Consider the following 13,061-nt stretch of genomic DNA (forward strand, 5'->3'; position numbering starts at 1 on the left):
CAGCAATAATTTTTATAAATATTGTACACAGCAGATATTCGTGTCACACCTATGAATAGGTATGACACGAGTACACTACCATGGTTGTTAATTTATTCAGCAGGAACCGTCTCTAAAGATTCAAGCGCGCTTTCTGCATTTGGATCACTTAGTTTAACATTACGGTAACGATTCATACCAGTACCGGCAGGAATCAACTTACCGATAATAACATTTTCTTTGAGTCCAAGCAACTTATCTACTTTGCCTTTGATAGCAGCATCTGTTAAGACGCGAGTAGTTTCTTGGAAAGACGCTGCTGACAAGAAGGAATCTGTCTCAAGAGACGCCTTGGTTATACCGAGCAAGACTGGTTTAGCAACTGCAGGCTCTTTACCAGACAAGATGGCTTCCTTGTTAGCACCTTCATATTCATGAATATCCGCAAACGCGCCTGGTAACAGACTTGTGTCACCTGCATCAATGATACGGATCTTCCGAAGCATTTGTTTGATCATAACTTCAATGTGCTTATCATTGATCTCAACGCCCTGGTTACGATATACACGCTGAACTTCTTGCAGAATGTAGTTTTGTACCCCACGGATCCCTTTGATTCGCAGCATTTCTTTAGGGTCAATCGAACCATCTGTCAACTCATCGCCGGCTTCAATTTCTTGGCCTTCGCTGACACGTAGACGTGATCCATAAGTAATGGAATAAGTCTTGGATTCTGCTTCACCTTGAACTTCGATTTCACGACGATCCTTAGTTTCACGGATTTCCTTGATTACACCATCGATCTCACTGATTGTAGCCTGACCTTTAGGGTTACGGGCTTCAAACAACTCTTGAATACGCGGCAAACCTTGCGTGATGTCATCACCGGCAACACCGCCGGTATGGAACGTACGCATGGTAAGCTGGGTTCCTGGTTCACCGATAGATTGTGCAGCGATAATACCAACCGCTTCACCGATCTCAACGTGTTTACCAGTTGCCAAGTTACGACCGTAACATTTCTTACAAACACCATGACGAGCACGGCAGCTTAGTACAGAGCGGATTTGTAGCTTAGTTACACCAGCGTCTACGATTGCTTCCGCTTTATCGGAGTCAATCAAATCGTTGCGGTGAACAATGATTTCGCCTGTTTCTGGATGACGAACAGTCTCGAAGCAGTAGCGACCTTCAATACGGTCATACAGATCCTCAATAACCTCTTTACCATCCTGAATTCGACTAACTGTAAATCCTTTGTCCGTTCCACAATCTTCCTCACGGACGATAACGTCCTGAGCTACGTCAACGAGACGACGAGTCAAGTAACCGGAGTCAGCAGTACGAAGTGCGGTATCGGCAAGACCTTTACGCGCTCCGTGAGTGGAGATAAAGTACTCCAAGACCGTAAGACCTTCACGGAAGTTCGCTTTAATTGGTAATTCGAAAATCCGACCCGAAGGTGTTGCCATCAGACCACGCATACCACCCAGCTGGGTAATCTGCGATTTGTTACCCCGCGCTTTGGAGTCAACCATGAGCATGATAGAGTTGAAACGGTCCATCGATTTAAGCAGGATGTTCGTAAGATCATCCTTCGTCTTCGACCAGATCTCAATAACACGGTCGTACCGTTCGTCATTGGTGATCAGACCACGGCGATATTGGTTTGCTACCACATCAACCTTAGCTTCGGACTCTTTCAAGATAGTAACTTTTTCCTCAGGCACGATAACATCCGACACGGCAACTGTAACACCAGAACGTGTGGAGTAAGTGAAGCCGAGTTGTTTAATTTTATCCAAAATCATAGAGGTTTTGGTTGTATGATAAGTTTCAAAACAACGAGCGATAATCAGACCCAGATATTCTTTACCTACAGCGCTAGCTTCAGGAGCGGATTCAATCAACTCGCGAATGTCTGCGCCTTTTTCGTAGATGAAGTATTTTTCTGGCGTGCCTTGCAGCAAGTTAGTCTTTGTCGCCTCATTGATATAAGGGAAACTACTTGGGTAAATTTCGTTAAAGATAATCTTACCGATCGTAGTAATCAACATTGCACCTTGTTGTTTTTCCGTAAAGCAAGTTTTGCCTAGTGCCTTAACTGGAATAGCTACACGAGCATGGAGACCTGCAGTTCCGCGTTGGTAAGCTGATACAGCTTCATTTACGGTACGCAGAATCATACCTGAACCCTTTTCTTCCTTGTTGTCCATGGTCAGGTAGAAAGTACCAAGGACCATATCCTGGGAAGGTGTTACAACTGGTTTTCCGTCTTTAGGGTTCAAGATATTACCGGATGCAAGCATGAGAATACGTGCTTCCGCTTGAGCTTCTGCTGACAGAGGAACGTGCACCGCCATTTGGTCACCGTCAAAGTCGGCGTTGTAAGCCGTACATACGAGTGGGTGAAGACGAATAGCATGACCTTCCACCAAAATCGGTTCAAAAGCTTGAATACCGAGACGGTGAAGTGTTGGTGCGCGGTTTAGAAGTACTGGGTGCTCTCTGATTACTTCTTCAAGTACATCCCATACTTCAGGACTTACACGCTCAACTTTACGTTTCGCGCTCTTTATGTTGTGGGCTAGGCCCTTGTTAACCAATTCTTTCATAACGAAAGGCTTGAACAATTCTAGCGCCATTTTCTTAGGAAGTCCGCACTGATACATCTTCAGGTACGGTCCTACAACGATAACGGAACGTCCGGAGTAGTCAACCCGTTTACCGAGCAAGTTCTGACGGAAACGTCCTTGTTTACCCTTCAGCATATGGCTGAGTGATTTAAGTGGACGGTTACCAGGACCCGTTACAGGACGTCCTCTACGGCCGTTATCGATGAGAGCATCGACAGCTTCCTGTAGCATCCGTTTCTCGTTCTGCACGATAATGTCAGGAGCACCAAGATCAAGCAGTCTTTTCAGACGGTTGTTCCGGTTAATAACACGACGATACAGATCGTTCAAATCAGACGTAGCAAAACGGCCACCATCCAATTGAACCATCGGACGAAGTTCCGGAGGAATAACCGGTAGTACATCCATGATCATCCAATCAGGTTTGTTGCCTGAGTTACGGAATGCTTCAATAACTTCCAGACGTTTGATCGCCCGGTTACGACGTTGGCCTTGAGCCGTACGCAGTTCTTCTTTGAGGAATTCCAGTTCTTTCTCAATGTCGATGTCTTGAAGAAGCTTCTTAACAGCTTCAGCACCCATGCCGGCTTGGAAACCGTAACCGTATTTTTCACGGTAGCTACGATATTCTTTTTCGGACAAAAGTTGTTTCTTTTCCAATGGTGTTTCACCTGGATCAGTTACAACATAAGAAGCGAAGTAGATAATCTCTTCAAGAGATCTTGGAGACATATCTAGTGCCAAGCCCATACGGCTTGGGATACCTTTGAAGTACCAGATATGAGATACCGGAGCAGCCAATTCAATGTGACCCATACGTTCACGACGAACTTTAGCACGAGTAACTTCAACGCCACAACGGTCGCAGACTACGCCCTTATAACGGACACGTTTGTATTTACCGCAATGACATTCCCAGTCTTTTTGCGGTCCAAAGATACGCTCGCAGAAAAGACCCTCTTTTTCCGGTTTCAATGTACGATAGTTAATGGTTTCCGGTTTCTTAACTTCTCCGCGGGACCATGAACGAATCTTCTCCGGAGAAGCGAGTCCGATTTTCATAAATTCAAAATTGTTAACGTCCAACAAGGAGCAACCCTCCTTAACCTAATCCTGATTTAGTACCGCTTTGCCCTCCTCTGACTGTTACATCAAAAGAGGGCGCGGTCCTTTATAAAATGGAACTCTAAAGCTCCTAGCGTGATTATTCTACTCCGACTTCTGCGCCTTCTAAATTGAGGCTTAGCTTGTCGCCTGACGTCTCGTCCTCATCGTCCAATTCTCTCATTTCAATTTCCTGCTCGTCACCGCTAAGAATCTTAACATCCATACCCAGGGACTGCAGTTCTTTGATCAATACTTTGAACGATTCAGGAACACCTGGTTCCGGTACATTTTCACCTTTGACGATGGATTCGTACGTTTTCACGCGACCAACCACGTCATCGGATTTCACGGTCAAAATTTCTTGCAATGTATATGCAGCACCATAAGCTTCAAGCGCCCACACTTCCATCTCCCCGAAACGCTGTCCACCAAACTGAGCTTTACCACCCAGCGGCTGTTGCGTAACTAATGAGTAAGGACCTGTTGAACGGGCGTGAATCTTATCATCAACCATGTGCGCCAGTTTAATCATATGCATGACGCCGACAGTAACTTCACGTTCGAAGCGTTCACCTGTCCGACCATCGTACAATACAGTCTTACCATTACGCTGCATACCTGCTTCTTCCATCGTATCAAACACGTCGTACTCACGCGCTCCGTCAAATACCGGCGTTGCAATGTGAATACCCAGACGCAATGCGGCCATACCAATATGGACCTCGAGCACCTGTCCGATGTTCATACGAGAAGGAACGCCTAGAGGGTTAAGTACAACCTGTACTGGCGTACCGTCCGGAAGGAACGGCATATCTTCTTCTGGCAGGATACGGGCAACGACACCCTTGTTACCGTGACGTCCGGCCATTTTGTCACCCTCAGAGATCTTACGTTTCTGAGCGATATAGACACGAACCAATTGATTTACACCAGGAGGCAGTTCATCACCGTTCTCACGTGTAAATACTTTAACGTCCACGATAATACCATCACTACCGTGAGGAACGCGTAAAGAGGTATCCCGTACTTCACGAGCCTTCTCACCAAAGATAGCGTGCAGGAGACGTTCTTCTGCTGTCAGTTCAGTTACACCCTTCGGAGTAACCTTACCAACCAGAATGTCACCAGCGCTGATTTCCGCACCGATACGGATGATTCCACGCTCATCAAGATTGCGCAGAGCTTCTTCACCCACGTTTGGAATATCACGAGTAATTTCTTCAGGTCCCAGTTTAGTGTCACGAGCTTCAGATTCGTATTCTTCGATATGGATCGAAGTGTATACATCTTCCTTAACTAGTTTCTCACTTAACAGGATCGCATCCTCGTAGTTGTAACCTTCCCAAGTCATGAACGCAACGACAACGTTGCGGCCAAGAGCAAGTTCGCCCATTTCTGTGGAAGGACCATCTGCCAGGATATCACCTTTCTTAACAATGTCCCCTCTTTTAGCAAGAGGACGTTGGTTAATACAGGTACCTTGGTTAGAACGCATAAATTTGTGTAATTTATATTTAACGATATCGCCTTTAACTTCTTTGCCTTCGACTGTTTCAACCCGGCGCAGCCAAATTTCATTAGCTGAAGAACGTTCGATAATACCGTCATACTTAGAAACAACACATACGCCAGAATCCTTAGCGGATTTATGCTCCATCCCTGTTCCGACCAGCGGAGCTTTAGGAATTAGAAGTGGAACGGCTTGACGCTGCATGTTAGATCCCATCAGTGCGCGGTTGGAGTCATCGTTCTCAAGGAACGGAATGAGCGCCGTAGCGACGGATACGACCTGTTTAGGCGAAACGTCCATGTAATCTACACGATTACTTGGCATCGTTGTAATGTTGTCAGAGTCTTTATTGTAACGAACGATTACCATGTCTTCCTTAAAGGAGCCATCTTCGTCGATCAATACATTAGCCTGAGCAACTACATAATTATCTTCCTCATCAGCAGTCAGATAATCGATTTGTTCAGTTACCTTACCTGTCTTTGGATCTACCCAACGATATGGAGCTTCAATAAAGCCGTATTCGTTGATACGAGCAAAGGTAGACAAGGAGTTGATCAATCCAATGTTCGGACCTTCCGGTGTTTCAATTGGACACATCCGACCGTAGTGACTGTGATGGACGTCACGAACTTCAAAGCCCGCGCGCTCACGTGTCAAACCACCGGGTCCGAGTGCAGATAGACGACGTTTATGCGTAAGTTCCGCAAGCGGGTTCGTCTGATCCATAAATTGAGACAACTGAGAGCTACCGAAGAACTCTTTAATGGACGCGATAACCGGACGAATATTGATCAGAGCTTGAGGCGTAATTGCATTAGCATCCTGAATCGACATTCTTTCACGCACAACGCGCTCCATACGGGACAAACCGATACGGAACTGATTCTGAAGAAGTTCACCCACAGAACGCAGACGACGGTTACCCAAATGGTCAATATCATCGGTATTACCAATTCCGTGAAGCAAATTAATAAAGTAGCTGATCGAGGATATAATATCAGCTTGAGTAATGTGCTTAACAGACTTGTCGATGTTGCCGTTAGCGATCAGCTTAATAACCCGACCTTCTTCAATTGGCGAGAATACGTCAATCGTCTGAAGAGGAATATCTTCGCTGTCCATAACCCCACCAGTAACACGGTAGTTTTTAAAGGCAACATTCTTTTCGAAATATGGGATCAATTCATCAAGCAGTCTGCGATCGACCATTTGGCCGGACTCTGCCAGGATTTCTCCTGTAGCTTCGTCAACCAAAGGCTGAGCAAGACGTTGATTGAAAAGACGGTTCTTAATGTGTAGCTTTTTATTGATTTTGTAACGGCCTACATTGGCTAGGTCGTAGCGTTTTGGATCAAAGAAACGCGCGACCAGCAAACTTTTGGCATTGTCTAGTGTCGGCGGTTCGCCCGGACGCAAACGCTCGTAAATTTCAATAAGCGCCTTCTCCGTGGAGTCCGTGTTGTCTTTATCCAGCGTATTGCGAATATATTCATCATTGCCAAGCAATTCCAGAATTTCGGCATCACTACCGAAACCGAGAGCACGCAAAAGTACGGTAACAGGAATTTTACGAGTCCGATCGATACGAACATACATAATATCCTTAGCGTCGGTCTCAAGTTCCAACCAGGCTCCGCGGTTCGGGATTACTGTGGCGGTGTAGGTTTTTTTGCCGTTCTTATCCACTTTTGTGCTGAAATAGACGCTTGGAGAGCGAACCAACTGGCTGACAATAACCCGTTCCGCACCGTTAATAATAAAAGTGCCGGTCTCCGTCATCAGCGGGAAATCTCCCATGAACACTTCCTGCTCTTTGACCTCACCGGTCTCCTTATTAATGAGCCGCACCTTTACACGCAGAGGAGCCGCATACGTCACGTCCCGCTCTTTAGCGTCGTCAACCGTATATTTTGGTTCACCCAGGCTGTAATCAATGAACTCTAGTACCAAATTACCTGTGAAATCCTGGATCGGCGAGATGTCCTGAAACATTTCCCGCAATCCTTCCTCCAAAAACCAATCATACGATTTTTGTTGGATCTCGATCAGGTTCGGGACCTCGAGTACCTCGTTAATTCTCGCATAGCTCCGCCGAGTGCGTCGACCATACTGAACAAGATGTCCTGCCAACTTTACTCACCCCTCATGTCTACTCACTTAAAAATTGATTGCGAACCCTTGTTTGGAACCGTATAATGGAACCATACTACAAGGATTCAGTCATAAATAAAAGAAAAGCCCTTATCGAAATCTTCGAAAAAAGAGCGCACTTATCCATGACCAAAATACTCCTTATCCAGTAGATTTGCCCAAAACGTACATATTATACGTCACCAAGCAACAGTTTATGCGCTATTATCTATTACCGCGTAACACTCGCTACGCCAGAGCATAGAGAACCAATTCGCACAAAACTTGCCGTACGGCTTGCGCTAGCCGGCGACAATATATCGCTTGACATTTTCAGCAAACTAAAGACATGGAGCCTATCTTAATACTGACATTTTATAATAATACCATTATCACTATCACATGTCAATAACCTATTGATTTTTATTTCTGAGCTTTAATAATACGATAACCTTTATCTTTCCCCACTTCTTCCACATTCGAGAACAAGCTTTCAAGTTTAGCTACCGCTGACGGAGCACCCTGCTTCTTCTGAATAACAATCCACAGAAAGCCACCCTCATTCAAATGATCATAAGCTTCTTCAAAAATCTGATGCACTACAGCTTTTCCTGCACGTATCGGAGGATTGGTAAGAATCACATCGAACTTTTGTTGTTCATTCAATGCGCCGAGTACATCGCTTTCCATTACCGTAACATTCCGGATTCCATTGTGCTGAGCATTCTCACGCGCAAGTTCTACCGCACGACTGTTAATATCAATCATCGTCACTTGCCCTTTGGGGGCTAGGTATGCTGCACTTATGCCTATCGGTCCATATCCGCAACCCACATCAAGCACTGCCGAACCGTCCGGAATGATCATAGCTTCAATAAGAACTCGGCTACCGTAATCGATATCTCCTTTAGAGAAAACACCCGCATCGCTCGTAAAACGAAAGCTTTTGCCTCTTAGAACGGTGTCGATGGTACGTCTGTCATGACGCACTTCCGGTTGCTGCGAATAATAATGTTGCGACATCTCTATCCTCCCTTTCCTTTATGTTAATAGTTTGTATTTACAAAACCCTACTAACTCTATTTATAAAATAAACCCCTTGAACAAGTTCAAGGGGTTTTCAGTATAGAAGGAATTACTTCACTTCTACAGCTGCGCCTGCTTCTTCCAATTTTGCTTTAGTAGCTTCGGCTTCTTCTTTGCTTACTTTTTCTTTGATTGCTTTTGGTGCGTTGTCTACAAGGTCTTTAGCTTCTTTCAAGCCAAGGCCTGTGATTTCGCGAACGATTTTGATAACGTTGATTTTGGAAGCGCCAGCGCCTGTCAAAATTACGTCAAATTCGGATTGCTCTTCAGCAACTGCTGCTACCGCACCGCCAGCTGCTACTGGAGCTGCTGCAGTTACGCCGAATTCTTCTTCAATTGCTTTAACCAGGTCGTTCAGTTCCAATACGCTCATGCCTTTAATTGCTTCCAAGATTGCTTCTTTACTCATGATTGAACCTCCATTTATAATTTAAATTTGTTTGTGGTAATGATTTATGCTGCAAGAGTCAAAGGCTTACGCGCTTTGTTCTTCTTTTTCAGCAACAGCTTTAACTGCAAGCGCGAAGTTGCGCATTGGAGCTTGAAGTACGCTAAGCAGCATGGACAGCAAACCATCGCGGGATGGAAGCTCAGCCAGTGCTTTCAGTTGGTCCGCGTCGATGACACGTCCTTCTACTACGCCGCCTTTCAATTTCAAAGCGTCGTTTTTCTTGGCGAAATCGTTCAAAATTTTAGCTGGAGCTACTGCATCAGTTGCGCTGAATGCGATAGCTGTTGGACCAGTCAAAACTTCATCCAACTCAGTCAACTCAGCCGCAGCAGTTGCGCGACGTAGCAATGTGTTCTTCAGGACTTGAAACTCAACGCCAGCTTCACGAAGTTGCTTACGCAGTTCAGTCACTTGGGAAACGTTCAATCCACGATAGTCCGCTACAACAGTCGAAAGACTGTTTTGCAGTTTCGCAGTAACAACGTCAACCGCATCCTGTTTTGCTTGAATTACTTTTGCATTTGCCAATGTATACACCTCCTGAAAATTTATGTGTCGGCGTCCTTTCCAAGGAAAGCATCACCGCTCCTACGCAGGCATTAGAAAAGCCTCCGCAGAATCACGAAGGCTTGATAAAACGAAAGTTATACGAGCGAGCTCGTTACTTCTTGTTTCTATCACAACACCTCGGTAGGGAATTAAGCACTAAGGCACCTACTGTCTACGGTAAGCATATTCAAGGTTAAGATTGATACCTTAAGTTTCACAACTGTTATAGATTATCAAAATTGACTCAAAGAGTCAACCCTTATTTATCTGAAGACGGTTGTGTTCACACGAGCGCTAGGACCCATTGTGGAAGAAATCGAGATGCCTTTAAGGTATACACCTTTAGCAGCAGCTGGTTTCGCACGGTTCAAAGCGTCGATAAGAGCTTTAAGGTTATCGTTCAATTGTGCAGCATCAAAGGACACTTTGCCGATTGGCGCGTGAATTTGACCTGCTTTGTCGAGACGGTATTCGATTTTACCGGCTTTGATTTCTTGCACAGCCTTGGAAACATCGAATGTAACTGTGCCGGCTTTAGGGTTAGGCATAAGACCTTTACCACCAAGCAGACGACCTAGTTTACCGACTTCACTCATCATGTCAGGTGTAGCTACACAGACATCAAATTCAAACCAGCCTTGTTGAATTTTGTTGATCATGTCTTGATCACCAACAAAATCCGCGCCAGCAGCTTCTGCCTCTTTCGCTTTTTCACCTTTTGCAAATACAAGCACGCGTTGTGTTTTACCAGTGCCGTGAGGCAGGACAACAACACCACGAACTGCTTGGTCTTGTTTACGCGGGTCTACACCCAGACGAACTGCTGCTTCAACGGTTTCGTCGAATTTTGCAGTCGCTGCCTTTTTCACAAGCTCTACAGCTTCTGAAGGCTCGTAAGTTGCTTCGCTGTTGATCAGCTTAGCAGCTTCTTGGTATTTCTTACCATGTTTAGCCATGAAAATGTTCCTCCTTTGTGGTGTTAGCGGAAATTCCTCCCACATACTTGCGGGTCACGAATGACCGATTCTTCGAAAACTACTAGTCTTCGATTGTGATACCCATACTGCGAGCAGTACCTTCAACCATACGCATTGCAGCTTCTACAGATGCAGCGTTAAGGTCGGGCATTTTTGTTTCAGCAATTTCACGAACCGCTGCGCGGCCGATTTTTGCTACTTTTTTCTTGTTTGGTTCGCCGGATCCTTTTTCTACTTTAGCAGCGATGCGAAGCAGAACAGCAGCCGGAGGAGTTTTAGTGATGAACGTAAAGGAACGGTCTTCAAATACTGTAATTTCAACCGGAATGATCAAGCCAGCCTGGTCGGCAGTACGAGCATTAAATTCCTTACAGAATGCCATGATGTTGACACCTGCTTGACCTAACGCCGGACCTACTGGAGGCGCTGGATTCGCTTTCCCTGCAGGAATCTGCAGTTTCACCATTTTAATAACTTTTTTAGCCATGAGTGACACCTCCTTGCAAAAATAGTGGTCTTCGAACGCCATTAGCGCTCTCCCACAAGAAACCCTTAGCTTATGTTATATTTTCTCCACTTGAGTGAAATCCAACTCTAGCGGGGTTTCCCGTCCAAACATGTTAACATGCACTTTAATCTTGCTCTTGTCAGCCAAAATTTCTTCCACGGAACCCACAAAATTCGCAAACGGACCAACCATAATACGTACGGATTCCTTGATTTCGAAATCAATCTTCGCTTTAGGTTCAACCATGCCCATATGCTTCAGAATTTGTTCTACCTCTTCCGGAAGCAAAGCTGTCGGTTTAGACCCTGAGCCTGTCGAACCAACAAATCCAGTAACGCCCGGAGTATTGCGGACAACATACCAGGAATCATCAGTCTGAACCATTTCCACCAAAACATAACCCGGGTAAACTTTACGCATGACGGTTTTTTTCTTACCGTCTTTGTTTACGATTTCTTCTTCCATAGGAACAAGAACGCGGAATATTTTGTCTTCCATGCCCATGGACTCAACGCGCTTTTCCAAATTGGCTTTGACCTTATTCTCATACCCAGAATAGGTATGAACGACATACCATCTTTTTTCCATATCAAGCCACCTGGGACCTCTCTAAATAATCGCTTCAATCACAGCGGAAATACCGATGTCCAGAACCCAGAAGTAAATAGCGACAACTACAATTGTACCGAGAACGATCAATGTATAGTTGGTCAATTCTTTACGACTTGGCCAGCGAACCTTTTTGAGTTCACTCCAGCTCTCAGTGAAAAAGGAAAACATAGACTTGAAACTACGTTTCATGCCGACTACACCTCCACAGACTATCTGGTTTCGCGATGAGGAGTTTGCGAGTTACAATACTTGCAAAATTTCTTCATCTCCATGCGGTCGGGGTGATTTCGCTTGTTTTTGGTAGTCGCATAGTTTCTTTGTTTGCAACTTGTACAAGCCAAAGTGATAATTACCCGCATGATGTGCACCTCCCGAGACGTCCTTCTAACTATACAATTAGAAGACGTAAATATTGATCCTAAAAAAAGCCGCGAATTTAGGCCTACCTAAAACACTTTAGCATAATGTCAAGGTCTGTGTCAACGAAAGAATTCCGTTCTGCACTGGGTAATTTCGGGTGTTATAGTCATATGGCCGTACCCTGTCTTTGGGTCTATCTCTTCCTCACACTTCGCTGTCTTCCTTATCATTATGGGGTATTCCGACTGTGTATAAACCTACCCTCAACGGCAACGACTAAAATCGACTCAAATAGGAATTTATGGTATTAGACCCTAATTCTATCCGAGCAATTTCATGAGACTAAAAAAAAGAACTCGATGTACGAGCCCTCTTGTGTTCATTATATCATTAATTGTCGCGCACTTCTAGATATCTTTCTAATTTCCGCTTTACACGTTGTAAAGCGTTGTCAATAGATTTCACATGCCTCTTTAGATCTTCAGCAATTTCCTGATAAGATCTTCCGTCTAAGTACAGCATTAGAACCTTACGCTCTAGGTCACTTAAAATCTCTGCCATCTTATCTTCAAGTCCAATGAATTCTTCTTGATTAATAATTAGTTCTTCTGGATCTAGAACCTGAGTTCCACAAATGACATCCATAAGCGTTCGGTCAGAATCTTCATCATAAATGGGCTTGTCCAAAGAAACATAAGAATTGAGCGGAATATGCTTCTGACGAGTGGCCGTCTTAATAGCGGTTATAATTTGACGTGTAATGCAGAGCTCAGCAAAAGCTTTAAATGAAGAGAGTTTGTCACCTTTAAAGTCACGAATAGCCTTATATAGACCAATCATTCCTTCTTGAACAATATCTTCACGGTCTGCCCCGATCAAGAAATAAGAGCGGGCTTTAGCACGTACAAAATTACGGTATTTATTAATTAAGTGTTCCAATGCGCCACTGTCGCCACCACGGAAAGCCTCGACAATATCTTCATCACTTATGAAATCATACTCAGACAGCATTATTTCCTTGAGGTCGACACTCACCAAGAATCCCCCCGGCTGCAACGCAAGACACATCGTTACTTCGCGAAATATAGGATCAGTATATATTATGTTACCTTACACCGTCAACCGGATTTGTCCAAAAACAATCTGGAATAGC

At 44.7% G+C, this 13,061-nt stretch carries 11 protein-coding genes and 1 other annotated feature; all 11 genes read right to left on the minus strand.

What is annotated here, in order from left to right; translation table 11 throughout:
• Positions 1-92: 92 nt before the first annotated feature.
• The 11 genes from rpoC to sigH all read right to left on the minus strand — a co-directional run bounded on the left by rpoC (position 93) and on the right by sigH (position 12,943).
• Positions 93-3,704, minus strand: coding sequence for a DNA-directed RNA polymerase subunit beta' (gene rpoC / locus ACN6MV_RS28480; protein ID WP_042131230.1), 3,612 nt, complete (start codon positions 3,702-3,704; stop codon positions 93-95).
• A 115-nt stretch (positions 3,705-3,819) separates the two neighbouring features.
• Positions 3,820-7,365 (minus strand): DNA-directed RNA polymerase subunit beta, encoded by a 3,546-nt coding sequence (rpoB, locus tag ACN6MV_RS28485; RefSeq protein ID WP_042131231.1) that lies wholly within the window; start codon positions 7,363-7,365, stop codon positions 3,820-3,822.
• Between the two features lie 423 nt (positions 7,366-7,788).
• Complete coding sequence (locus ACN6MV_RS28490; protein WP_042131232.1) at positions 7,789-8,388, minus strand: class I SAM-dependent methyltransferase; 600 nt, start codon at positions 8,386-8,388, stop codon at positions 7,789-7,791.
• Between the two features lie 112 nt (positions 8,389-8,500).
• Positions 8,501-8,860: a 50S ribosomal protein L7/L12 gene (gene rplL / locus ACN6MV_RS28495; protein ID WP_042131233.1), complete on the minus strand. Its 360-nt coding sequence runs from the start codon at positions 8,858-8,860 to the stop codon at positions 8,501-8,503.
• A gap of 66 nt (positions 8,861-8,926) precedes the next feature.
• Entirely contained in the window at positions 8,927-9,430 is a 504-nt protein-coding gene (gene rplJ / locus ACN6MV_RS28500; RefSeq protein ID WP_042131234.1) for a 50S ribosomal protein L10, read from the minus strand.
• Positions 9,431-9,494: 64 nt separating this feature from the next.
• Positions 9,495-9,647 (minus strand) — a sequence feature (ribosomal protein L10 leader region).
• Between the two features lie 67 nt (positions 9,648-9,714).
• Positions 9,715-10,407, minus strand: coding sequence for a 50S ribosomal protein L1 (gene rplA, locus ACN6MV_RS28505; protein ID WP_036680504.1), 693 nt, complete (start codon positions 10,405-10,407; stop codon positions 9,715-9,717).
• An 82-nt stretch (positions 10,408-10,489) separates the two neighbouring features.
• Positions 10,490-10,915 (minus strand): 50S ribosomal protein L11, encoded by a 426-nt coding sequence (gene rplK / locus ACN6MV_RS28510; RefSeq protein WP_042131235.1) that lies wholly within the window; start codon positions 10,913-10,915, stop codon positions 10,490-10,492.
• 75 nt (positions 10,916-10,990) lie between these two features.
• Positions 10,991-11,524, minus strand: a complete 534-nt coding sequence (gene nusG / locus ACN6MV_RS28515) for a transcription termination/antitermination protein NusG (RefSeq protein ID WP_036680499.1) — start codon at positions 11,522-11,524, stop codon at positions 10,991-10,993.
• Between the two features lie 21 nt (positions 11,525-11,545).
• Complete coding sequence (gene secE, locus ACN6MV_RS28520) at positions 11,546-11,737, minus strand: preprotein translocase subunit SecE (RefSeq protein WP_036680497.1); 192 nt, start codon at positions 11,735-11,737, stop codon at positions 11,546-11,548.
• Between the two features lie 20 nt (positions 11,738-11,757).
• Positions 11,758-11,907, minus strand: coding sequence for a 50S ribosomal protein L33 (gene rpmG / locus ACN6MV_RS28525; protein ID WP_076099620.1), 150 nt, complete (start codon positions 11,905-11,907; stop codon positions 11,758-11,760).
• A 391-nt stretch (positions 11,908-12,298) separates the two neighbouring features.
• Positions 12,299-12,943, minus strand: a complete 645-nt coding sequence (gene sigH / locus ACN6MV_RS28530) for an RNA polymerase sporulation sigma factor SigH (protein ID WP_036680496.1) — start codon at positions 12,941-12,943, stop codon at positions 12,299-12,301.
• Positions 12,944-13,061: the final 118 nt, after the last annotated feature.

The sequence above is a fragment of the Paenibacillus sp. B-A-8 genome (assembly GCF_048572915.1).
In the GTDB taxonomy this organism is placed as follows: domain Bacteria; phylum Bacillota; class Bacilli; order Paenibacillales; family Paenibacillaceae; genus Paenibacillus_AQ.

Coding starts and splice junctions, on each gene's coding strand:
- nusG (WP_036680499.1), bottom strand. CDS start 11,524: ATGGAAAAAAGATGGTATGTCGTTCATACCTATTCTGGGTATGAGAAT.
- secE (WP_036680497.1), bottom strand. CDS start 11,737: ATGAAACGTAGTTTCAAGTCTATGTTTTCCTTTTTCACTGAGAGCTGG.
- rplL (WP_042131233.1), bottom strand. CDS start 8,860: ATGAGTAAAGAAGCAATCTTGGAAGCAATTAAAGGCATGAGCGTATTG.
- rpmG (WP_076099620.1), bottom strand. CDS start 11,907: ATGCGGGTAATTATCACTTTGGCTTGTACAAGTTGCAAACAAAGAAAC.
- ACN6MV_RS28490 (WP_042131232.1), bottom strand. CDS start 8,388: ATGTCGCAACATTATTATTCGCAGCAACCGGAAGTGCGTCATGACAGA.
- rplA (WP_036680504.1), bottom strand. CDS start 10,407: ATGGCTAAACATGGTAAGAAATACCAAGAAGCTGCTAAGCTGATCAAC.
- rplK (WP_042131235.1), bottom strand. CDS start 10,915: ATGGCTAAAAAAGTTATTAAAATGGTGAAACTGCAGATTCCTGCAGGG.